At 71.2% G+C, this 21,635-nt stretch carries 19 protein-coding genes; 13 read left to right on the forward strand and 6 right to left on the reverse strand.

The annotated features are described in order from the left end of the window. Positions 1 to 741 precede the first annotated feature (741 nt). Positions 742 to 2,496 (reverse strand): DUF2075 domain-containing protein, encoded by a 1,755-nt coding sequence (locus B4K29_RS11055; protein ID WP_286967306.1) that lies wholly within the window; start codon positions 2,494 to 2,496, stop codon positions 742 to 744. A 92-nt stretch (positions 2,497 to 2,588) separates the two neighbouring features. Between B4K29_RS11055 and B4K29_RS11060 the strand changes: the two genes are divergently transcribed. The 3 genes from B4K29_RS11060 to B4K29_RS11070 all read left to right on the forward strand — a co-directional run bounded on the left by B4K29_RS11060 (position 2,589) and on the right by B4K29_RS11070 (position 4,636). After that, positions 2,589 to 2,927, forward strand: a complete 339-nt coding sequence (locus B4K29_RS11060) for a nucleotide pyrophosphohydrolase (protein ID WP_286967307.1) — start codon at positions 2,589 to 2,591, stop codon at positions 2,925 to 2,927. 87 nt (positions 2,928 to 3,014) lie between these two features. After that, a complete protein-coding gene (locus B4K29_RS11065; protein ID WP_286967309.1) occupies positions 3,015 to 3,200 on the forward strand; it encodes a hypothetical protein in 186 nt (61 codons plus the stop codon). A gap of 92 nt (positions 3,201 to 3,292) precedes the next feature. Beyond that, positions 3,293 to 4,636: a M20/M25/M40 family metallo-hydrolase gene (locus tag B4K29_RS11070; protein WP_286967310.1), complete on the forward strand. Its 1,344-nt coding sequence runs from the start codon at positions 3,293 to 3,295 to the stop codon at positions 4,634 to 4,636. A 71-nt stretch (positions 4,637 to 4,707) separates the two neighbouring features. On the opposite strand, the gene B4K29_RS11075 is transcribed toward B4K29_RS11070, so the two are convergent. After that, entirely contained in the window at positions 4,708 to 4,893 is a 186-nt protein-coding gene (locus B4K29_RS11075; protein WP_239263838.1) for a DUF5703 family protein, read from the reverse strand. 125 nt (positions 4,894 to 5,018) lie between these two features. Here B4K29_RS11075 and B4K29_RS11080 point away from each other — a divergent pair, with 125 nt between their 5' ends. Next, entirely contained in the window at positions 5,019 to 5,360 is a 342-nt protein-coding gene (locus B4K29_RS11080) for a primosomal protein (protein WP_286967312.1), read from the forward strand. A gap of 187 nt (positions 5,361 to 5,547) precedes the next feature. Then, complete coding sequence (locus B4K29_RS11085; RefSeq protein WP_286967313.1) at positions 5,548 to 6,405, forward strand: undecaprenyl-diphosphate phosphatase; 858 nt, start codon at positions 5,548 to 5,550, stop codon at positions 6,403 to 6,405. A 225-nt stretch (positions 6,406 to 6,630) separates the two neighbouring features. On the opposite strand, the gene corA is transcribed toward B4K29_RS11085, so the two are convergent. Next, complete coding sequence (gene corA / locus B4K29_RS11090) at positions 6,631 to 7,635, reverse strand: magnesium/cobalt transporter CorA (RefSeq protein ID WP_286967415.1); 1,005 nt, start codon at positions 7,633 to 7,635, stop codon at positions 6,631 to 6,633. A gap of 63 nt (positions 7,636 to 7,698) precedes the next feature. Here corA and B4K29_RS11095 point away from each other — a divergent pair, with 63 nt between their 5' ends. The 5 genes from B4K29_RS11095 to B4K29_RS11115 all read left to right on the forward strand — a co-directional run bounded on the left by B4K29_RS11095 (position 7,699) and on the right by B4K29_RS11115 (position 11,898). Further along, positions 7,699 to 8,427 (forward strand): MSMEG_4193 family putative phosphomutase, encoded by a 729-nt coding sequence (locus B4K29_RS11095; protein ID WP_286959393.1) that lies wholly within the window; start codon positions 7,699 to 7,701, stop codon positions 8,425 to 8,427. Between the two features lie 9 nt (positions 8,428 to 8,436). Further along, on the forward strand, positions 8,437 to 8,994 hold the full coding sequence (locus B4K29_RS11100) for a DUF3090 domain-containing protein (protein ID WP_286959394.1): 558 nt from the start codon (positions 8,437 to 8,439) through the stop codon (positions 8,992 to 8,994). A 1-nt stretch (position 8,995) separates the two neighbouring features. Beyond that, positions 8,996 to 9,859 carry an SCO1664 family protein gene (locus tag B4K29_RS11105; protein WP_286967314.1) on the forward strand — a complete coding sequence of 288 codons (864 nt, stop codon included), beginning with the start codon at positions 8,996 to 8,998 and terminating at the stop codon, positions 9,857 to 9,859. Between the two features lie 113 nt (positions 9,860 to 9,972). After that, on the forward strand, positions 9,973 to 11,232 hold the full coding sequence (gene mshC / locus B4K29_RS11110) for a cysteine--1-D-myo-inosityl 2-amino-2-deoxy-alpha-D-glucopyranoside ligase (protein ID WP_286967316.1): 1,260 nt from the start codon (positions 9,973 to 9,975) through the stop codon (positions 11,230 to 11,232). Between the two features lie 204 nt (positions 11,233 to 11,436). Next, positions 11,437 to 11,898, forward strand: coding sequence for a DUF2087 domain-containing protein (locus B4K29_RS11115; protein WP_286967318.1), 462 nt, complete (start codon positions 11,437 to 11,439; stop codon positions 11,896 to 11,898). A gap of 518 nt (positions 11,899 to 12,416) precedes the next feature. Here the strand turns inward: B4K29_RS11115 and B4K29_RS11120 are convergent. After that, entirely contained in the window at positions 12,417 to 13,319 is a 903-nt protein-coding gene (locus tag B4K29_RS11120) for a PAC2 family protein (protein ID WP_286967319.1), read from the reverse strand. 137 nt (positions 13,320 to 13,456) lie between these two features. On the opposite strand from B4K29_RS11120, the gene metH reads away from it, so the two are divergent. Both metH and B4K29_RS11130 read left to right on the forward strand, forming a co-directional pair. Then, positions 13,457 to 17,020, forward strand: a complete 3,564-nt coding sequence (gene metH, locus B4K29_RS11125) for a methionine synthase (RefSeq protein WP_286967320.1) — start codon at positions 13,457 to 13,459, stop codon at positions 17,018 to 17,020. 85 nt (positions 17,021 to 17,105) lie between these two features. Then, on the forward strand, positions 17,106 to 17,768 hold the full coding sequence (locus tag B4K29_RS11130) for an HAD family hydrolase (RefSeq protein WP_286967321.1): 663 nt from the start codon (positions 17,106 to 17,108) through the stop codon (positions 17,766 to 17,768). A gap of 708 nt (positions 17,769 to 18,476) precedes the next feature. Here the strand turns inward: B4K29_RS11130 and B4K29_RS11135 are convergent. After that, positions 18,477 to 19,781, reverse strand: coding sequence for a peptide synthetase (locus B4K29_RS11135; RefSeq protein WP_286967322.1), 1,305 nt, complete (start codon positions 19,779 to 19,781; stop codon positions 18,477 to 18,479). 233 nt (positions 19,782 to 20,014) lie between these two features. Between B4K29_RS11135 and B4K29_RS11140 the strand changes: the two genes are divergently transcribed. Then, the gene (locus tag B4K29_RS11140; RefSeq protein ID WP_029212368.1) at positions 20,015 to 20,824 is read left to right on the forward strand and encodes an alpha/beta fold hydrolase; all 810 of its coding nucleotides are present in this window, start codon (positions 20,015 to 20,017) and stop codon (positions 20,822 to 20,824) included. Here B4K29_RS11140 and B4K29_RS11145 read toward each other — a convergent pair. Continuing rightward, entirely contained in the window at positions 20,799 to 21,623 is an 825-nt protein-coding gene (locus B4K29_RS11145; protein ID WP_029212369.1) for a hypothetical protein, read from the reverse strand. The two genes, B4K29_RS11140 and B4K29_RS11145, sit on opposite strands and share 26 nt — an antisense overlap. Positions 21,624 to 21,635: the final 12 nt, after the last annotated feature.

Genomic DNA, 21,635 nt, shown 5'->3' on the forward strand with positions numbered 1-21,635 from the left:
CCACACTCAGGTCGGAAGAGCCTGTTAAGTGCAATAGCTCTACTGGCAGGTGCGCTTTGGTGTGGTCTGGCTATGTGGATATGCGCTCTTTTGCGGAGGTTGGTGATCCGATTCCTGCCCTTTGATCGCCCCATGCAGAAGTGGGGCAAAGTTGCTCGTGCTCTCAGTCCTGCGAGTTTGAATGAAATGGCGGGCCTTCAGCGGCGCTTCGAGGACACGCGCGAGTATGGAGATTTGCCGGATGCCGACAGAGCGATTGCATTCCGGTCACTCTTGAATGACACGTTTTCAAGCCCGGAGTCATGCGGCGCTGATGCGGGTAGTGGATCGGAGGTTCAGGAGCGGATGACTGATCTCCGAGCGACGGCCGGCGTGGCGATTTGGGTGCCAGTACTACTTTATGGAGTAGCGCTCAATCTCGACCCGCACTATATGGAAGGACTGCAGGGGGTTCTATTCTGGGGGGCCATATTTTCTGCGGTGATGCTGGCTTGTGGCGTAGTCACGGAATGTCGCCGGGCAACGAACGTACTATTGCGCGCTTGTCCCGACGCGACACTCATTGCACACGCAAGATGGGCGCTAGATGCGAGCCGCAGTCCCTCTGAGCACAGGTTAGCGGATAACGAAACACTTTAGTGCTTTACGCGTTCGAGGTCGGTGAGTCTAAGCCGAGTCACGTATACAGTGGCCGCATATTGGGCAATTCTGCCTGAGCCTCCTCGTTCGGCGCAGGCGCAGTCAATGGCGCTGGGCCGCCAGCAGTGCCTCGCGCAGCTCCGGGTCGACGGCATACAGGTAGAGCCCCCGGACACCGCGGGTGAGCAGAACGTTGAGCTCGTTGCGCAGCAAATCCTCGGCCACGGTTGCTTTAGAGCCGTCGGCGAGGGTGCGCCGCTGGGTGGCGCTGCGGTTGGCGCTGGCTGACGGGTCAAAGACGATGCGTCCGTCGCGATAGGTCACGGACGGTCCGATGATGACGCCGGCGTAGTCCAGGTCGAAGCCCTGGACGGTGAACGTGGACCCGATCTCGTCGATCGACCGAGGCCGCTCGGCCCACGACCGTCCCCGAAGGTCGCGTCGTTCAGCCGCGCTGTAGTCCAGCTGGAGGTTCCACGGCACGCGGAAGGTATCGATGACGACGTCCCACGTCCTCCCGTCGACCCGACGCTTCTCGACGAACTCCCAGTCGAAGGTCGCCGTGAGGCGAGACAGCCCATGGCCGTCGTCCTCGGCCTTCTTCCGGATCGCGGCGTACAGCTCATGGGGATCGTCGAAGACCTTGACGTCGTAGTTGGGGTCCTGGGGGATGTCGGACACCTGCCGCAGGTCCACGAGGTCCCGCACCCAGCGATAGGTCGCCTCCGAGGACGTCATACGCATCTGCTCGTCGAGCTCGATGACTTGGGAAGCGCTGTCGCGGAGCTGACGGAGCTGGTCGGGCTCCCAGTACTGGTTGGTGGCGACCATCTGCTGCGGGTCGAAGATCGCCACGACGACCCGGGCTCGGCTGCGTAGGTCGACGAGCTGGTTGGCCCCGCGATAGGACTGCTTGCCCTGCGTCCAGAGCAGGTGGGCCTCGTCGACGAGGACCACGTCGACCGGCTTCGCATCCTCGTCCCGGCTGTTGATGAACCTCGTCGGCTTGCTCACCCGGTCGCCAGCGCGCCGCGACAAGCCAAGCTTGAGCGCGATCTGCTCGTAGACGGTGAGCTGCTGGTCGTGGTTGACCAGCAACCAGGCGTCGAGGTTCTCCAAGCCCGCCATCACGTCGCGGGCCACGTCCTCCATGAAGAGGTCGTAGAACAGACTGCTGAGAAGGACCGTCTTGCCGGTGCCAGCAGATCCCTCGACGAGGATCAGCTGTCCTACGGCCTCGGAGGCGCGAGCCTCCACGATCGCATCGTGGATTCGTGCCTTCGCCGCGAGCTGCTGCGGGGTGAGCTTGTGGAAGGGCGAGGCCTTGAACAGCGCCGACTCGCGCACGATCTTCTCGGTGGGGAACAGGAAGTCGTCATGCCGACGCAGCTGGTTCCAGGTGTCGCGGAACGCCGCGTCGAGCAGATCCCGGGAGTAGTAGTCGTTCTGGGGATTGTGCTTCCGGTTGTGCAGCCGCACTACGGCGTCGGAGCCGTTGAGCCAGTGCATGAGACGGTTCTCCACGTCGAGTGTCATCGACTTGCTGAAGTGCTGGTGCCCGATCACATACATCTCGGCGTCCGTGGCCTTCGCGAGATCCGCCCAGTCCTCCCGGACAAGGATGTCGGCGCGCAGGTGCTGCACGGTCCGGCTGCGGATGTCCGAGGTCTCCCCGACGTACACCTCGTAACGTCCGGCGCCATCGCCCTTGTGCACGACGTAGACGGTCGGGAAGTCCAGCAGGTGTCGCGCCAGACGACGCTCCTCGTCGGTGCCCGCCCGCTGCAGCTCCTCGACCAGGTCGGTGAGGGCGCTCTCGTGGAAGGGGATGCGCCTCACGAACGCCTTACCTGCCACGGGGCCTCCGGATCCTCTGCGATGTCGGGAGCGCCAGCCTACGAGGTGGCCCCACGTGCTGTGGGGCGCAGCGCCGTGACAGGCTCAACCGTATGACGTCCAACGCCACCCTCTCGGACCTCGCCGCCCGCGCCGCCGCCTTCACCGCGGAGCGCGACTGGGCGCAGTTCCACGACCCCAAGTCGTTGATCCTGGCGCTGACCGGGGAGGTGGGCGAGCTGGCGGAGCTGTTCCAGTGGGCTGACCCGTCGGGTGAGGGCGTCTCCGCGTCCAGGGCGGGGGAGGAGATGGCGGACGTGCTGATCTACCTCCTGCACCTCGCCAACGCCCTCGACATCGACCTGGGCGCTGCCGTCACGGCCAAGATGGACGCGAACGAGGCGCGCTTCGCGGTGACGGACGTCAGGGGCACCGCACCTCGCAAGGCCTGACGCGGCGGCCTCGCAAGAGCCGAGGGGTCTGTCGGTGGTAGCGGCTAGCGTCGACCACGTAGCGAGAAGAACGATGGGGGGGCCGTCATGGGAGACGCGATCGTCGAAGAACTCACGCGCGAACAGGCGACGCAACAACTGCAGGACATCCAGGCCAAGCTCGGGCCGATCGGCGACGCCCTCGCCCGGTCCAAAGCGGGTCTCCTCACCACACAGGAGGAGGACCTGCTGCGGTGGGCCGAGTCGCTGCTCTGGCTCCTGGCCGGCCAGTGAAGACCGTGGACGGGAGGTGAGCGCCGGGCCTGAGGCCGTTGGTCTTGGCGGTGGCCGGGGGTGCGTCATACGGGAGAGATAGGGTCGGGGGCATGACCGACTCGAGCGCCCAGACGACCGTGACGGACCCGACGCAGGAGGTCGAGCGCATCTGCCGCGATCTCATCCGGATCGACTCCTCCAACTATGGGGACGGGTCGGGGCCGGGGGAGCGGGCGTGCGCCGAGTACGTCATGGAGCAGCTGACCGAGGTGGGGCTGGACCCCTTCTATGCCGAGTCCGAGGACAGGCGGGCCAACGTGTCGGTGCGCGTCGAGGGGACGGACTCCTCGCGGCCGGCGCTGATCCTGCACGGCCACCTCGACGTGGTGCCTGCCGACGCGAACGACTGGTCGGTGGACCCGTTCAGCGCCGAGGTCAAGGACGGCTGCATCTGGGGACGCGGCGCCGTCGACATGAAGGACATGGACGCCATGATCCTGGCCAACCTGCGCCACCTCGCCCGGACCGGCACCAAGCCGCCGCGCGACGTGGTCTTCACCTTCTTCGCCGACGAGGAGGCCGGCGGCGTCAAGGGGTCCAGCTGGATGGTCGACCACCACCCCGAGCTGTTCGAGGGCGCCAGCGAGGCGATCAGCGAGGTCGGCGGCTACTCCGTCACCATCCCGCGCAAGGACACGGGGGAGCAGGTGCGCGCCTACCTGCTGCAGACGGCCGAGAAGGGGATCGCCTGGCTGCGGCTCACCGCCCGCGGCCGCGCCGGCCACGGCTCGGTCCCCAACGACGACAACGCGATCGTGCACCTCGCCCAGGCGATCGAGCGCATCAACGCCCACAAGTGGCCGCGCACCTACATCGCCAGCGTCCGTGAGCTCCTCGACGGGCTCTCGTCCGTGACGGGGACCGGCTACACCGACGAGGACGCCAGCGAGCTGCTCGAGCACATCGGCGGCGCACGGGGATTCGTGCTCGGCACGCTGCAGGACACGAGCAGCTTCACCATGCTCGACAGCGGCTACAAGCACAACGTCATCCCGCAGACCGCCTCCGCGACCCTCGACTGCCGCTTCCTGCCCGGCCACGAGGAGGAGCTCATGGACACCGTCCGGGCCCTCGCCGGGGACCGGGTCGAGGTGTCGATCCACCACCGCGACACCGCGCTCGAGGCGCCGTTCTCCGGCGACCTCGTCGATCGGATGCGCGACGCCCTGCAGGCCGAGGACCCGGGCTCGCTGATCCTGCCCTACTGCCTGTCCGGCGGCACCGACAACAAGGCGCTGTCCCGCCTCGGGATCACGGGCTACGGGTTCGCCCCGCTGCGGCTGCCCGCCGAGCTCGACTTCGTCGGGATGTTCCACGGCATCGACGAGCGGATCCCGGTCGACTCGCTGGAGTTCGGGACGCGCGTGCTGCAGCGCCTCCTCGCGACCTGCTGAGCCGTATGCCGAGCAGCCCCCGCCCGGATCACGGCGACCCGCGCGACGGGCGGGGGCGGCGGCATACGGGCTCAGGCGGTGCGAGACACCCGGATGACGCGCCGCCGGATCTCGGCCCGCCGCACGCCTCCCCAGTAGAGCGACATCCTGGTCAGCTCCCAGTGGCCGTACTCCGCCTCGTCGGTCAACGCCTGCCGGATCTCGCCGCGGCTGGCGTCCCGACGGAAGGTCACGGTGCGGTACTCGTACTCCGGCATACGGCTCGGCTCCCTCCACGTCCATCAGGCCCGATCCTGGCTCCGACCAGGCCCGCAGCACCACCATGCCATGAACCCCCAGGTGCCATGGCCCCCGTCCGTGCCGACGGGGTAACGTCTGTCCCATGAGCACCGAGCCGCGCGCCGCCCTCGCCACCTTCATCTCCGCGATCGAACGTCACTTCGAGGCTGCGGCCTCGCGCCGTGGCGACGACGACCCCGCCGTGGTCAACGCCTACCAGGAGCTCGCCGACGCGTTCGAGGCCTACGACGAGGCCCTCGACGACGCCTTCGGCGAGGTCACGCCGCTCGGCATCTACACCGACGACGACGATGACGACGACGAGGACGGCCCCTACGTCGGTCTCGACGACGAGGAGTACGAGGACGACGACGACGATGACGAGGACGACGATGACGAGGACGACGAGGAGGAGGACGGCGACGATCGCCGCCCCCGCCGCTGAGGGCTTCTCGCCATACCGGCCGGTCGCCCACCACCGCACCGGCCACCCGCGCGCCTGACGACGCCGAGATCCACCCGGATCTCGGCGTTGTCAGCGTTCGTGGAGCCGAGACCCGTCACAATGGTCGACGGCGCCCATCGCGCGGCTCGTCGTCAGCCCCCACCTCACCACTGCGAAAGCGAACTACGTGTCTGCCCTGAGCTATCTGGACTCGATCATCCTCGGCATCGTCGAGGGCGTCACCGAGTACCTCCCCGTCTCCTCGACCGGCCACCTCACCATCGCCGAGAAGATGCTCGGACTCCCGATCGACGACCCGGCGATCACGTCGTTCACCGCCGTCATCCAGCTCGGGGCGATCCTCGCGACGCTCATCTACTTCTGGGACAAGATCAAGACGATGTTCCTCGCCTGGGTCGCCGGGCTGCGCGACCCCAAGGCCCGCGAGCACGAGAACTACTCGCTCGCCTGGGCCGTCATCGTCGGGTCGATCCCCGTGGTCGTCGCCGCCCTGCTCTTCAAGGACCTGATCAAGGGGCCGCTGCGCAGCCTGTGGGTCGTCGCCGGCGCGCTGGTCCTATGGAGCATCGTGATCTGGGCGGGGGAGCGCTATCACGCGCGGCTCGTCGCCGCCGGCCAGGACCGCCCCGAGGGCAGCCGCGTCGCCGTGAAGGACGGGGTGATCATCGGCCTCATGCAGTGCTTCTCGCTGGTCCCCGGCGTGTCGCGCTCCGGCACCACGATCACCGCCGGCCTGTTCCGCGGCCTCGACCGCGTCACCGCCACCGAGCTCTCCTTCTTCATGGCCATCCCCGCGCTCGTCGGCGCCGGCCTCTACGAGCTCAAGGACGTCAACACCTCCGTCGTCGGCCTCGGCCAGCTCGCGGTCGGCACGATCGTGTCCTTCATCGTCGCCTACGCCTCGATCGCGTGGCTGCTGAAGTTCGTCAAGAACAACAGCCTGATGTTCTTCGTGTCGTGGCGCGTGCTCGTCGGCGCGGCCGTGCTGGTCGCCCTCGCCGCCGGCTGGATGTCCGCCACCTGATCGCCGGGCCTCACGTCGTATGCCGGAAGCCGGTCACCTCACGACGAGGTGGCCGGCTTCCGGCATACGGCCTGGGCCCAGGTGCGGGCACGGTCCGCGCTCCGAGCGCGAAGGTGCAGCCAGACCGCAGTTTTGCCACGTGCGGGGGCCCCAGCGGCTGAAAGGTGCAGCCAGACCGCAGTTTTGCCACGTCGGGCGTGGAGGACCTCAGAGAGCGGGGGTGGGTCAGAGCCAGCCGGAGCGTTTGAACAGGCGGTAGAGGAAGGTGCAGCCGGCGACCATGAGCGCCATGACCACGAAGTAGCCGTAGTAGAACTCGCTGCCGCCGACATTGACGCTGGCCTTGAGCTCGGGCATGTACTCGAAGTTCTGGCCGTAGATGCCGGCGATCATCGTGGGGAGGACGCCCATCGCGGCCCACGCGGAGATCTTGCGCATGTCCTCGTTCTGCTTGACGCCGATCTGCGCGAGGTGCGCGTTGAGCACATCGGTGAGCAGCCGGTCGTAGGACTCGACGTGGTCGTTGACCTTGAGCAGGTGGTCCAGGACATCGGCGAAGAACGGGCGAGCCGCCTTGTGCACCACGGGGACCGACCGGTCCTTGGCGAGGCGGCGGACCGGCTCGGCGAGGGGGACGGAGGCGCGCTTGAACTCCAGCACCTCGCGCTTGAGCTCATAGATCTCGGAGGCGTAGTCGCCCTTGGTGCCGCCGAAGATGTTGCGCTCGATGCGGTCGAGGTCGTCCTCGAGCTCGGAATCGATCAGCACGTAGTTGTCGACGATGGAGTCGAGCACGGAGTAGAGGACCGACGCGGGGCCGTGCGCGAGCTGGTGGGGCGCGAGCTCGAGGCGGGCGCGGACGCCGGCGAGGGGGTTGGCGTCGCCGTTGCGGACGGTGAGGGCGAACTTGTCGCCGACGAAGAGCATGACCTCACCGGTCTCGACGTCGCTCGTGCGCTCCACGTAGCGCAGCGTCTTGACCACCATGAAGATCGTGTCGTCGTAGATGTCGAGCTTGGCGCGCTGCTCGCCGGTCAGGGCGTCCTCGACGGCGAGGGGGTGCAGGCCGAGCTCGTCGTTGACGAGGGCGAACTCCTCGTCGGTCGGGTCCTTGAGCCCGATCCACAGGAATCCGTCGTCGGCGCGGTCCCGCAGCGCGGCGAGCTCCTCGCTCAGATCCCCGCAGGGCATGCGGCGGCCGTGGCGGTAGAGAGCTTGGTCGACGATCACAACCAGCAAGCGTACGTCCTGGCGGGCGCGGCGCGCGGCGGGGGCGCGTGGCACAGTGGTGCGGTGCCCACGCTGCTGCTCGTCCGCCACGGACGCACCGACGCCAACGCGACCGGCCTGCTCGCCGGGTGGACCGAGGGGGTGGGGCTCGACGAGCAGGGACGGACCCAGGCCCGCGACCTCGCGACCCGCATCGCCGGGCTGCCCGTCCGGCTCGCGGCCGTCAGCCCGCTGCAGCGCTGCCAGGAGACCGCCGACGAGCTGTATGCCGCCGCGCAGGCGCACGACACCGGCTGGGGCGAGGCGCGCCGGGTGACCGTGGACGCGATCGGGGAGTGCCACTACGGCGCCTGGACCGGGCGCCCGCTGTCCGAGCTCGCCCAGGAAGACCTGTGGCGCACGGTGCAGGACCACCCGTCGCGGGCGCGCTTCCCCGCGTCGCCGGACCACGCGAGCGAGTCGATCGCCGACCTGCAGCACCGCGCCGTCGCGGCGGTCCGCGACCTGGACCGGCTCGTCGAGGCGGAGCACGGCCCCGACGCCCTGTGGCTGCTCGTCAGCCACGGCGACGTGATCAAGGCGATCCTGGCCGACGCCGCGGGCTCGCACCTCGACCTCTTCCAGCGCTTCGTGGTGGGGCCGGCGTCACTGTCGGTGATCCGCTACACGGAGCCGCGGCCTTTCGTCATACGGATCAACGACGGAGGCAACGACCTCTCGGGCCTGGCCCCCGCCCGGCCAAAGGACGAGACACCGCGCGGTGACGCGGCCGTGGGGGGCGGAACGGCTTAGGGTCAGGACATGCCGCAGCAGATCTTCGACCCGCCCGAGAGGTTCGTCTCCGGGACCGTCGGGCCGCCCGGGCAGCGCACGTTCTTCCTCCAGGCCGCGGGGAGCGGGCGGCTCACGAGCATGTCCCTGGAGAAGCAGCAGGTCGAGGTCCTCGCCGACCGCTGCAACGACCTGCTCGACGTGCACGCCCCCCTCACCGGCTCGGACGCCGCCGCCGCGCGCCTGGTCGACAACGAACCGCTGGGCACCCCCATCGAGGACGAGTTCCGCGTGCAGAGCATCGGGCTCGCGTATGACGACCGCCGCGACGTCGTGATCATCGACTGCTCCGACGGCGACCTGGAGGAGCAGCCCGACCCCGAGGACGTGGCTGCGCTGGGTCTCGAGGGCGCCGTGCCGACAGATCCGCAGGTCGTGCGCGTCGTCCTGACGCCGGCGGAGGCGCGTGCCTTCGCCCGGCGCTCGTTGGCGCTGGTGGCGGCGGGGCGCGCGCCGTGCCCCTTCTGCGGCGAGCCGCTCGACCCCGAGGGGCACATCTGTCCGCGCGCCAACGGCTACAAGCGGTGACGTGACCCCCGACGACGTCCCCGCCGAGCTGATGCTGCCCAACCCGGTGGTCGACCCCACGGACCGGCCTGCTGTCGAGGCGATGCTCGGCCGGCTGGCGGGGGAGGAGCTGCGCCTGGTCGGGCAGCTCGTGGAGGCGTCGAACGGCGTGTTCCTCGGGGTCCTGGGCGGCGACGAGCCCGTCCGCGTGATCTACAAGCCGACGCGCGGCGAACGGCCGCTGCACGACTTCCCGCCCGCGACGCTGGCGCAGCGCGAGACGGCGGCGTTCCTGGTGTCGCACGAGGGCGGGTATGCCGTCGTGCCGCCCACCGTCCTGCGCGAGGGGCCGCTCGGTCCCGGGTCGGTGCAGCTGTGGATCGACCACAACGAGGCCGCCGCTCCGATGGTCGACCTGGTGGCGCCCGACGCGATCGAGGAAGGCGTGATCCCGGTGTTCACGGGGGAGACCCCCACCGGCGAGCAGGTGGTCGTCGTCCACCGCGACACAGAGGCGGCGGCCCGGTTCGCGGCATACGACTGCGTGGTCAACAACGCCGACCGCAAGGGCTCCCACGTCCTGGTCGACCCGACCGGCCGCGAGTGGGGGATCGACCACGGGATCACCCTGCACGCCGAGCCCAAGCTGCGGACCGTGCTGTGGGGGTGGGTCGGGGACCCGCTGCCGGCGCCGGAGGTCGCGCGCCTGGCGCTGCTGGAGTCGCTGCTGGGCGATCCCGGGTCCGCGCTGGTGCAGGGGCTGGTGGGGCTGCTGAGCTCGGACGAGATCGAGGCCCTGACGGCGCGCGTGTCGGCGCTGCTGGCCGCCGGGACCTATCCGGAGCCGGACCCCGGCCACTACCCGATCCCCTGGCCCCCGCTCTGACCCGCCGCGGGTAGAGGCATCAGCCGCGCTTCGTTCCCCAGGCTGATGATCCCGCCGGGGGTAGGTCCTGGACGTGGACGGGGGTTGTCCGTGACCGCCGCTAGGCTCTGCGCGTGAAGTCCTGGCCCGCCCCCGCCGTCCCGTCCGTCCCCGGCAGCCCGCTGCCCGTGCGCATCCACGACACCGCGCGCGGCGAGGTCGTCGAGCTGTCACCCGGCCCGACGGCCCGCATCTACTGCTGCGGCATCACGCCCTACGACGCGACCCACATGGGGCACGCGGCGACCTACGTGACCTTCGACCTGCTCGGTCGCGCGCTGCGCCAGGCCGGTCACGAGGTGCACTACACGCAGAACATCACCGACGTCGACGACCCGCTGCTCGAGCGCGCCGCCCGCGACGGCGTCGACTGGACTGCCTTGGCCACCAAGGAGATCCAGCTCTTTCGCGACGACATGACCGCGCTGCGGGTGCTCCCGCCGGACCACTACGTCGGCGTCGTCGAGTCGGTCGAGGCGATCGCCGACCAGGTGGCCCAGCTCGTGCGGGCGGGCGCCGCCTATCCCGTGCCGGTGCCGGACGACGAGCACGACCTGGTGGCTGAGGGTGCCAAGGACTACTACCTGGACCTCGCGCAGCAGCCGACCTTCGGCGAGGTGTCGGGGTGGACCCGCGAGCAGATGCTGGACGTGTATGCCGACCGCGGCGGCGACCCCGACCGGGCCGGCAAGCGCGACCCCCTCGACCCGCTGCTGTGGCGCGCGGAGCGGCGCGGCGAGCCCGCCTGGGCCGGAGGCATCCTCGGCTGCGGCCGCCCGGGCTGGCACATCGAGTGCACGACGATCGCCCTCGACACCCTCGGCATGCGCTTCGACGTGCAGGGCGGCGGCACCGACCTGATCTTTCCCCACCACGAGATGTCCGCGGTGCAGGCCGTCGGGCTGACGGGGGAGCCCGAGTTCGCCACGGCCTACCTCCACCAGGCGATGGTCGGTCTCGACGGCGCCAAGATGAGCAAGTCCAAGGGCAACCTCGTGCTCGTGTCCCGGCTCCGCGAGAGCGGCGTCGACCCGATGGCCGTGCGGCTCGTGCTGCTCGACCAGCACTACCGCACCGACTGGGACTGGACCGACGACCTGCTGGCCCGCGCCCAGGACCGCCTCGACCGCTGGCGCGCCGCCGTGGCGCGAGCGGGTGCTCCGGCTGCGGGCGAGGTCGTCGCCCAGGTCCGCGCCGCCCTGTGCCAGGATCTCGACACCCCGGCCGCGCTGCGGGCCGTCGACGCCTGGGCCGCCGCGAGCGGGACGGATGCGGGAGCCGGTGGCGAGGTCGCGGCTGCGCTCGACGCGCTGCTCGGCGTCGACGTGCGCTGACCCCGCACAGCGGGTTGACGGTCGGCATACGGGTTGGGCAGGCTGGGCCCCAGCGGCGTCGCCCGACGCCCAGCCCGCGCATCGGTCCCCAGCCCGTGCAGCACCGGGCCAAGGGGAGCAGATCCTCGGGCGAGCATCCACCACATCGTCGGCGACCCCGCTGCGCTCGTGGGCTGGGGGCACGCGCAGCGTCGAGGACCCACGATGACCCAGGACGCAGACCTCAAGACCGTCATCCGCGCGCGCATGGAGCGCACCGGTGAGACCTACACCGCGGCGCAGGCGGCCGTGCTCGCCCTCCCGCCCCCCGAGGTGACCCGCGCCGTCGACGAGATCGCCCGGCTGGTGCGGCCGTTCGTCGACGGGGAGCGGATCGTGTCGATCCCCGTCAAGAGGCGCCGGCGGGTGGCCGTGCTGCTGCACCTGCTCAGCCGGTTCGAGATCGGGCGGTCGTATGCCGAGAGCGAGGTCACCGCGATCCTCGGCGCGGCGCACGAGGACCACGCCTGGCTGCGGCGCGAGCTGGTGAACTACCGCTACCTGCACCGGGACTCGGGGATCTATCGGGTCACGACGACCGTGCCCGAGCGCGACGCCACCGAGGCGCAGGAGATCCCGGTGGACGAGGCGGCGTTCCTGCGCAGCCTGCGCACCCACCGCGGGTAGGTGCAGGCGCCGGGGTCGCAGGCGGCGAAGCTGCGTCCAGCCAGCACCTTCAGCACGCCACGCGGGCCTGCACGTGACAAAGCTGCATCGAGCCAGCACCTTCAGCACGCCACGCGGCCTGCACGTGACAAAGCTGCGTCCAGCCAGCACCTTCAGCACGCCACGCGGCCTGCACGTGACAAAGCTGCGTCCAGCCAGCACCTTCGCCACGTGAGGGAGGCCTCGTGGTCGGGACGCTCGGCGCGGCGACGGCGACCACGCCTGCCGCGGGCCGCCTCCGGCATACGGCCACGCTCACCCCGCGCCATTGGTCACCAATGACGTTTTGGATCGTTCCAAAGGGGTGCGATCCGAACATTGGTGACCAATGGCGCCAGCAGGGCGCGCGAGCGGGTGCGCGAGCGGGTGCGCGAGCGGGTGCGCGAGCGGGGTGAACGAAGGCCGGTCGATGCCTTTACCGGGGGCGGATGCATCAGCCTGACGGACTAACCCGGGTCGATGTGACTACCTGAGGTAGGTCAGTGGCCGAGGTCCTTGCCGGGCGGGCCGCCGGGGCCGGGGCCAGGGCCAGGGCCGGGGCCGTCGGAGTCGCGGCGGCGCAGGAACTTCTCGAACTCGCGCGCGATCGCCTCGCCGCTCGCCTCCGGCAGCTCGGCCGTGTCCTGCGCCTCCTCGAGGGACGAGATGTACTCCGCGACGTCCTCGTCGCCCGACGCCAGCTCGTCGACGCCGTGCTGCCAGGCCACCGCGTCCTCGGGGAAGTCGCCCCGCGGGATCGTGATGTCCAGCAGCTCCTCGAGGCGTCCGAGCAGTGCCAGCGAGGCCTTGGGGGAGGGCGCCGACCCGGCGTAGTGCGGGATCGCGGCCCACGCGCTGACCGCCGGCATACCGATCTGCTCGGCCGCCAGCGCGATCACCCCGACGATCCCGGTCGGGCCCTCGTAGCTCGACGGCACGATGTCGAAGCGGTGCGCGAGCTCGGGGCTCTCGGACGAGACGTCGGTGCCGATCGGGCGGGTGTGGGGGATGGGCGCGAGGTAGGCGCCGAGCGTGATCAGCAGCTCCACGCCCGCCTGCTCGGCCAGGTCCAGCAGCTCCTCGGTGAACGCGCGCCACCGCACGGACGGCTCGATGCCCTCCACGAGGAGCACGTCGCGGTCCTCGCCGTGCAGCGTCGCGTGCAGGATCCGCGTGGTCGGCCAGGTCACGAGCCGCTCGCCGCCCTGGCTGACGACGCGCGGGCGGGTCACCTGGAAGTCGTAGTACTCCTCCGGGTCGATCGCCGCGACGGGCTCGGCGTTCCAGGCCTCGGACAGGTGGGACACGAGGTCGGTGGCGGCCTCGCCGGCGTCGTTCCACCCCTCGAAGGCGGCGATCATGACCGGTCGACGCAGGGGCGGAAGGTCGTCGAACTGGATCACGCGCACTCCTCGTGGGCTGACGGCTGGGTTGACGGCTGGGCGAACGGCTGGGCTGACGCACCCCGGACGCGTCCACGCCAGGGCTTCGACCCAGCCTAGACTTCGGCAGGTCCCCGACTGCAAAGGCAGGCCCACCCGTGAGCGCACGCTCGGACGAGCTCCGCACCGCACTGACCCGACGAGTCCTGGTCGCCGACGGCGCCATGGGCACGATGCTCCAGGCGGCCGACCCGAGCATGGACGACTTCCAGGGACACGAGGGCTGCAACGAGATCCTCAACGTGACCCGCCCCGACGTCGTCCGCTCGGTGCACGACGCCTACTTCGAGGCCGGCTCGGACCTCGTCGAGACCAACACCTTCGGCGCCAACCACGCCAACCTCGGCGAGTACGACATCGTCGACCGCATCTACGAGCTGGCCCGCGCGGGCGCCGAGATCGCCCGCCAGTCCGCCGACCACTGGTCGACGCCGGACAAGCCCCGCTATGTCATCGGCTCGATGGGCCCCGGCACCAAGCTGCCCTCCCTCGGGCACATCGACTACGCCACCCTGCGGGACGCGTATGCCGAGAACGCCCGCGGCCTCATCGACGGCGGCGCCGACGCGCTGCTGGTCGAGACCGTGCAGGACCTGCTGCAGGCCAAGGCCGCGGTGGTGGGCGCCAAGCGCGCGCTGACGGCGGCCGGCGAGACGCTGCCCGTCATCGTGCAGGTCACGGTCGAGACGACGGGCACGATGCTGCTCGGCTCCGAGATCGGCGCGGCGCTGACCGCCCTCGAGGCGCTCGGCATCGACGCGATCGGGCTCAACTGCGCGACCGGCCCCGCCGAGATGAGCGAGCACCTGCGGGTCCTGTCGCAGCAGTCGCGCATCCCGGTGACCTGCATGCCCAACGCCGGTCTGCCGCAGCTGGGCAAGGACGGCGCCACCTACCCGCTGCAGCCGGACGAGCTGGCCGCCGCCCACCGCACCTTCACCCAGGACTACGGCGTCGCCCTGGTCGGTGGCTGCTGCGGCACGACCCCCGAGCACCTGCGCGCCGTCGTCGAGGCGGTCGGCGGCCAGCCGATCGGCGAGCGCAACCCGACCCCCGAGCCCGGCGTCGCCTCGCTCTACGCCCCCGTCCCGTTCCGCCAGGACGCGTCCTTCCTGTCCATCGGCGAGCGCACCAACGCCAACGGCTCCAAGGCCTTCCGCGAGGCGATGCTGGCCGAGAAGTGGGACGACTGCGTCGAGATCGCCCGCGCCCAGACCCGCGACGGCGCCCACCTGCTGGACGTCTGCGTCGACTACGTCGGCCGCGACGGTGCCGCGGACATGTCCGAGGTCGTGGCCCGGTTCGCCACCGCGAGCACCCTGCCGCTGGTGCTGGACTCGACCGAGCCCGCCGTCATCCAGGCCGGGCTCGAGCGCCTCGGTGGCCGCGCGGTCATCAACTCGGTCAACTTCGAGGACGGCGACGGGCCCGACTCGCGCTACGCCAAGATGATGCGGCTCGTGGCCGAGCACGGCGCCGCCGTCGTGGCCCTGACCATCGACGAGCAGGGTCAGGCCCGCACCCGCGAGCACAAGGTCGCCGTCGGGTCGCGCCTGATCGAGGCGCTGACGGGCGAGCACGGCATGCACGTCGAGGACATCGTCGTGGACTGCCTGACCTTCCCGATCGCCACCGGTCAGGAGGAGACGCGCCGCGACGGCATCGAGACGATCGAGGCGATCCGCGAGCTCTCCACCCGCTACCCGGGCGTGCAGACCACCCTCGGCGTCTCCAACGTGTCCTTCGGCCTCAAGCCCGCTGCCCGCCAGGTCCTCAACTCGGTCTTCCTCGACGAGTGCGTCAAGGCCGGGCTGAGCAGCGCGATCGTCAACTCCGCCAAGATCGTCCCGATCTCGCGGATCCCCGAGGACCAGCTCAAGGTCGCCATGGACCTCGTGCACGACCGGCGCGAGTGGGCCGGCGAGCCGGGGGAGTCGGAGTGCACCTACGACCCGCTGTCCCGGATGCTCGAGCTCTTCGAGGGGGTCGACTCGACCTCGCTCAAGGAGGAGCGCGCCAACGCCCTGGCGTCCCTGCCGCTCGAGGAGCGCCTCGCCCAGCGCATCATCGACGGCGAGCGCAACGGCCTCGAGGCCGACCTCGACCTGGCGATGGACTCCGGGCACGACCCCCTGGCGATCATCAACGACATGCTCCTCGCGGGCATGAAGACCGTCGGCGAGCTCTTCGGCTCCGGCAAGATGCAGCTGCCCTTCGTGCTGCAGTCGGCCGAGACGATGAAGGCCGCCGTCGCGCACCTCGAGCCGCACATCGAGGCCGCCGCGGGCGGTGCCAAGCGCGAGGCCAAGGCCAAGGTCCTGCTCGCCACCGTCAAGGGCGACGTCCACGACATCGGCAAGAACCTCGTCGACATCATCTTGTCCAACAACGGCTTCGAGGTCGTCAACATCGGCATCAAGGTGCCGGTCAACGAGATCATCGACAAGGCCGAAGAGCACGCGGTCGACGCCATCGGCATGTCCGGCCTGCTCGTGAAGTCCACCGTGATCATGAAGGACAACCTGCTCGAGCTGAACTCCCGCTCCCTCGCGGACCGCTGGCCGGTCCTGCTCGGGGGCGCGGCCCTGACCCGGGCCTACGTCGAGCAGGACCTCGCCGAGCTGTATGACGGGCACGTGCGCTACGCGCGGGACGCGTTCGAGGGGCTGCGGCTCATGGACGCGGTGGCCAAGGCCAAGGCCGACCCCGCCGTGCAGCTGACCGACGCGCTGCCCCCGCTGCGCCAGCGTCGGGTCGCGGCCCGGCATACGGAACCGACCGAGCCCGTCGAGATCGACACCCGGCGGTCCGACGTCACCATGGACAACCGCATCCCGACCCCGCCGTTCTGGGGCACGCGCGTCGTCAAGGGCATCGCGACCAGCGACATCGCGGGCTACCTCGACGAGCGGGCGACCTTCCTCGGGCAGTGGGGGCTCAAGCCGTCCCGCGCCGACGACGGCCCGTCCTACGACGAGCTCGTCGAGCGCGAGGGCCGGCCGCGGCTGCGGATGTGGCTGGACCGCATCAAGACCCAGGACCTCGTGCAGCCCGCCGTGGTCTACGGCTACTTCCCGTGCTACAGCGAGGGCAACGACGTCGTCGTGCTCGAGCACACCGAGCGTCCCGACAGCACGATCGAGCTCGGCGGCGAGCGCGCCCGCTTCACCTTCCCCCGGCAGGGACGCGACCGGCGCCTGTGCCTGGCCGACTTCTGGCGGTCCAAGGAGGCCGTCGAGGCCGACGGGCAGCCCGACGTGATCACCTTCCAGCTGGTGACGATGGGCAACCGCGTGGCGCTGGCGACGGCGGAGCTGTTCGCGGACAACGCCTACCGCGACTACCTCGAGCTCCACGGCCTGTCCGTGCAGCTCACCGAGGCCCTCGCGGAGTACTGGCACGCCCGCGTCCGCGCCGAGCTCGGCCTGGCCGACGGCGACGCCGACGCGCTCGGCGACATCCTGCGGCAGAAGTACACCGGCGAGCGCTACTCCTTCGGCTACCCGGCCTGCCCGGAGCTCGAGGACCGCGCGACCCTGGTGGCGCTGCTCGAGCCCGAGCGGATCGGCGTGACCCTGTCCGAGGAGCTGCAGCTGCACCCCGAGCAGTCCACGGACGCCCTCGTCGCGCACCACCCCGAGGCGAGCTACTTCAAGGCATGACCGACCGCACCGAAGCGGTCTGCGCGGGCCGTCGCATCTCGGCGGCCCGCGCAGACCGCGCACGCCGACGAACCCGAGGAGCCCGATGACCGAGCGCGCCGCGCTGCCCGCCGCCGTCCTGTGGGACATGGACGGCACCCTGGTGGACTCCGAGCCCTACTGGATCGCCGAGGAGTACGCCCTCGTCGAGTCCTTCGGCGGGCAGTGGTCCGACGAGCACGCCCACCAGCTCGTCGGGCAGGCGCTGCTGTGGTCGGCGGACTACATCCGCGAGCACACGCCCGTGACGATGCCGCGCGAGGAGGTCGTGCAGACCCTCCTCGCCGGCGTCATCCGGCGGTTCCGCGAGCACATCCCGTGGCGGCCCGGCGCCCAGGCGCTGCTCGCCTCGACCCGTGAGCTCGGGGTGCCCTGCGCCCTGGTCACGATGTCGTATGCCGCCTTCGCCGACGTCATGGTCCAGGCGCTGCCCGCGGGGACCTTCGACGCGGTGGTGACCGGCGACGTCGTCAAGCAGGGCAAGCCGCACCCCGAGCCGTACCTCACCGCCGCGAGCCTGCTCGGCGTGGCGCCGGGGGACTGCCTCGCGGTCGAGGACTCCAACACGGGGCTGGCGTCCGCGCTGGCCGCCGGCGTCCCCACCATCGGGATCCCGCACATGGTGGACATCGCCGAGCAGGAGGGCCTGCGCATCGTCCCCACCATGACCGGCGCGTCGATCCCCGACCTGTGGCGGCTGTTCGCCTGACGCCGGCGAGGCTCGCGCGCGGCGTTCATGAGCTCCGAGCGCACCAACGTCCGCTCCGGCAGCTCCGATTCGCGCTTTCCTGAGCTGCGAGCCCACGAACGGCCGGCGCGGACGCCTCGGATCGCGCTTTCCTGAGCTCCCAGCGCACGAAGGCCGAGCGCAGGGTCCGGGGCGGCGCCGACGGGTGGGATCTGCGTCCGGAACGCACCTTTGGCACGTGCGGCGGTCCCGGGTGCGGCATACCTGCACCCCGCACGCACCTTTGGCACGTGTGGCCGGTGAGGACGCGGCGTTTATGAGCTGCGAGCGCACGAACGGCCGGCGAGGGCGCCTCGCATCGCGCTTTCGTGAGCTGCGAGCCCACGAACGGCCGGTGAGGGCGCCTCGCATCCCGCTTTCGTGAGCTCCGAGCCCACGAAGGCCGAGCGCAAGGTCCGAGGCTGCGCCGACGGGTGGGATCTGCGGCCCGCACGCACCTTTGGCACGTGTGGGGGACCCAGGTGCGACATACCTGCACCCCGCACGCACCTTTGACACGTGCGGCCGGCGCGGACGCGGCGTTTGTGAGCTGCGAGCGCACGAACGGCCGGTGAGGCGCCTCGAATCGCGCTTTCGTGAGCTGCGAGCGCACGAACGGCCGGTGAGGGCGCCTTGAACCGCGCTTTCGTGAGCTGCGAGCGCACGAAGGGGCAGGGTGGCGCGGGCGGGTCAGACCAGGGAGCGCAGACCCTCGACGACCGCGTCCACCCAGGCGCCGACGGAGGCCTGGGCCTGCGGCGTCGCGGGGGATCGCAGGCGCACGTGCAGGCCGGACCCGTCGGCGACGAACCACACCTGCACGCCCTGGGTCGGCGCGACCGCCGACACGTGCTGCGCCCGCCAGGCGGGGTCGAGCGCGACCGGGAGCCGGCGGTGGTCGAGCCACGACACCGCGAACATGCCTGGGGTGACAGGCATCCCGTCATACGGCGCCATGATCGGGGCGAGCGCGTGCGACCCGAGGCCCACCGCCTCGCGCACCGCAGCGCCGCACGCCTGGGGCGTCGGGTCCGCCGACTCCAGGACCGCGTTGGTGATGAACCAGCCGACCGATTGGCGCCAGCGCGACTGGTGGCGGCTGTGCACGGGAAGGACGGCTCGCAGCGGCGCGCCGGCCAGGGAGGCCGAGGCCCGCGTCATCACCGAGACGGCCATGGCGAGCGGCCCGACCCCTTCGAGGCTGGCCCGTGCCTCGAGCCGGGCGAGGCCGCGGGGGTCGAGCAGGTCGTGGGTCGAGACCACCTCGGGCCGGGGCGCGGACACGTCACCGAGCGGCAGCGGGAAGGTCGGCATCGCGCCGCCGCCCGCGTCGAGGATCTCGTGCCACCGGCGCAGCACGTGCTCGGGCGCCGGCGGCTGCGTTGCGAGCTCGGCGGTGTGCTCGGCGAAGGACCCGACCCGGGGCAGTCGTGAGGCGGGCGCCCGACCCGCGCGGTGGTCCTCGAGGCAGGACAGCAGGTCGCGCACGAGCAGGGGCAGGGACCAGGCGTCGACGTGGGCGTGGTCGGCGGCGATCACGACGACCGGGTCGCTGCCATAGGTCGGCTCCAGCAGCGCCAGCCGGTGCGAGGGGGACTCGAGCGGGGAGCAGGCGGCGTCGAGCAGGGTGCGCAGGGCGGCCCGGGTCGGGGCCGGCAGCGTCGGGTCGGTCGGGTGCTCGACCCAGCGTCCCGGCTCGTCAGCCAGCGCGAGGGGGTGCAGCCGCAGGCCCTCGTCGGTCTCGGCGAAGGCCGAGCGCAGCGTGCCGTGCCGCTCCACGACGGCGTGCCAGGAGGCGGCGAGCTCGTCCGGTCCCACGCCGCCGGGGACCCGCAGCGCCGCGGCCATCCACGAGCCGGGTCGTGCCCCGGCGCGCAGGTGCATGCCCTGGTCGAAGGACACCGGCAGCTCACCGGCGGCGCGGTGCAGCGGGAGCTCGAGGCTGCGCAGCCGCCCCTCGGGCAGGTCGACCTGGTCGGCGTTGGTCAGGCGCACGGGCGGCCTCCTGCGGGTACGGCGGGGCCTGCGGCCCGGCGGACGACCCGGGCGTCGGTGACCAGGACGGATGTCGGAGCCCCACTGTCGCCGCGCCATACGCGCAGGTCAAGGCGGGTCCACGGTGAGGGATGGCCGTGAACCGCCCTGGCTATGATGGCGACTCACGTGAGTCGCGCCGGGGCGTCACCCCCGGTCCGCGCGGGTGACCGCCTCGGCACCGAGGAGTGGTCATGAGCACGATCGACGTCGACGGAGCCAGCCTCGACGTGGAGGTCCACGGCAACGGCCCGTTCGTGGTGCAGCTGCACGGCCTGACGTCCAGCCGCCGCGCCAACGCCGACGCCGGCCTGGACCTCACCCGTCACCTGCACGAGCACACGGTCATCCGCTACGACGCGAGAGGGCACGGCGCGTCCACGGGTCGGCCGGAGCCTGGGGACTACGGGTGGGAGACGCTCGCCGACGACCTGCTCGCCGTGCTCGACCGGCTGGCCCCGGGCGAGGCGGTGCACGGCGTCGGGCCGTCGATGGGGACCGGGACGCTGCTGCACGCCGCGGTCCGGGACCCCGGCCGGTTCCGCAGCCTGACGCTGACCGTGCCGCCGACGGCGTGGGAGACGCGGGCGGCCCAGTCGGAGGCCTACCTCGACAGCGCGGAGCTGGTGGAGCGTCGCGGTGTGCAGGCGTTCATCCGGGTGGGGCGGGTCGCCGCCCGCCCGCCGGCGGTCGCGGACCAGGAGGTGCCGGTGCCCGACGTGCGCGAGGAGCTGCTGCCGTCGGTGTTTCGCGGCGCGTCGCAGACCGACCTGCCCGACCCGGACCGGCTGCGTGCGTTGTCGGTCCCGACCCTGCTGCTGGCCTGGCCCGGAGACCCCTCGCACCCGCTCAGCACGGCCCGCGCCCTGCACGACCTCCTGCCGCTGAGCGAGCTGCACCTGGCCCGGGACCCCGACGAGCTGTCGGGGTGGCCGCACGTGCTGGAGCGCTTCCTCACCCGGCAGCGCGCCGCCGGCGTCACCGCGAGGGAGGCCCGCCGATGAAGTCGACCACGGAGTTCCACCGCGCCTCGTGCCGGCGCTCCCGCTCCTCGGCGAGCAGGTCACGCGGGCTGCCCGGCTCATAGCGTCGGGCCCAGCGCGATCGCGGTCGCGCGAGACGCACCGCCCCGACCCAGGCGATCCCCGGCACGAACATCCCCACGACCGCGAGCCACGGCTTGCCCTTGAGCAGGCAGACCACCGCGGCGACGACGTTGACGACGAGGACCCCCGTCACGGCCCAGCGCACGGCCCCCGACCCGCGCGGGGTGGAGACCAGACCCAGCGGGTCGGTGCCGAGCAGGAGGGCCAGGGCGATGATCGCCGTGGTGATGAGGGCCGTCACGGAGGTGCGGCCCTGGGGCGACCAGTAGACGTCCTCGAGGTGCAGCCACAGCGCGAACTGGTCCAGCGTCAGCGCCGCCCCGACCCCGAACGCCGCGGCGGCCACGTCGGCCCACGCCCCGGACGGTCGGTAGGCCACCTGGAGCAGGCCGACGAGCAGGATCAGCAGGATCCCCCACACCTGGTGGTGGATGTGCACGCCGTTGATGAGGATGTCGCGGATCGGTCCGCTGGGCCGAGCACCCGCGGGGGCCCGGTCGGCCCGGTGCCGGATGTAGCGCGTGGCCGCCCGCGTCAGCACCGTCGTGACGACGAACGCCAGCAGCAGCCATAGCAGGGACACCCGCTCCGGCGTGGCGCCCGCCCGCGGCAGCACCTGCGGCAGCACCTGAGCAGCCCCGTCGACGACGAAGGCACACGCGGCAGCGCAGGCGGCGATCGTGAGGGCGGCAGTCATGGCGCCTCGATC

It is taken from the genome of Arsenicicoccus sp. UBA6765 (genome assembly GCF_002453335.1).
GTDB lineage: Bacteria > Actinomycetota > Actinomycetes > Actinomycetales > Dermatophilaceae > Arsenicicoccus > Arsenicicoccus bolidensis.

Bases quoted from the DNA above. Each gene is read 5' to 3' on its own strand.
- B4K29_RS11145 (WP_029212369.1), bottom strand. From the start codon at position 21,623: ATGACTGCCGCCCTCACGATCGCCGCCTGCGCTGCCGCGTGTGCCTTC.
- B4K29_RS11075 (WP_239263838.1), bottom strand. From the start codon at position 4,893: ATGCCGGAGTACGAGTACCGCACCGTGACCTTCCGTCGGGACGCCAGC.
- B4K29_RS11130 (WP_286967321.1), top strand. From the start codon at position 17,106: ATGACCGAGCGCGCCGCGCTGCCCGCCGCCGTCCTGTGGGACATGGAC.
- B4K29_RS11080 (WP_286967312.1), top strand. From the start codon at position 5,019: ATGAGCACCGAGCCGCGCGCCGCCCTCGCCACCTTCATCTCCGCGATC.
- B4K29_RS11115 (WP_286967318.1), top strand. From the start codon at position 11,437: ATGACCCAGGACGCAGACCTCAAGACCGTCATCCGCGCGCGCATGGAG.
- B4K29_RS11070 (WP_286967310.1), top strand. From the start codon at position 3,293: ATGACCGACTCGAGCGCCCAGACGACCGTGACGGACCCGACGCAGGAG.
- B4K29_RS11060 (WP_286967307.1), top strand. From the start codon at position 2,589: ATGACGTCCAACGCCACCCTCTCGGACCTCGCCGCCCGCGCCGCCGCC.
- B4K29_RS11100 (WP_286959394.1), top strand. From the start codon at position 8,437: ATGCCGCAGCAGATCTTCGACCCGCCCGAGAGGTTCGTCTCCGGGACC.
- B4K29_RS11065 (WP_286967309.1), top strand. From the start codon at position 3,015: ATGGGAGACGCGATCGTCGAAGAACTCACGCGCGAACAGGCGACGCAA.
- B4K29_RS11140 (WP_029212368.1), top strand. From the start codon at position 20,015: ATGAGCACGATCGACGTCGACGGAGCCAGCCTCGACGTGGAGGTCCAC.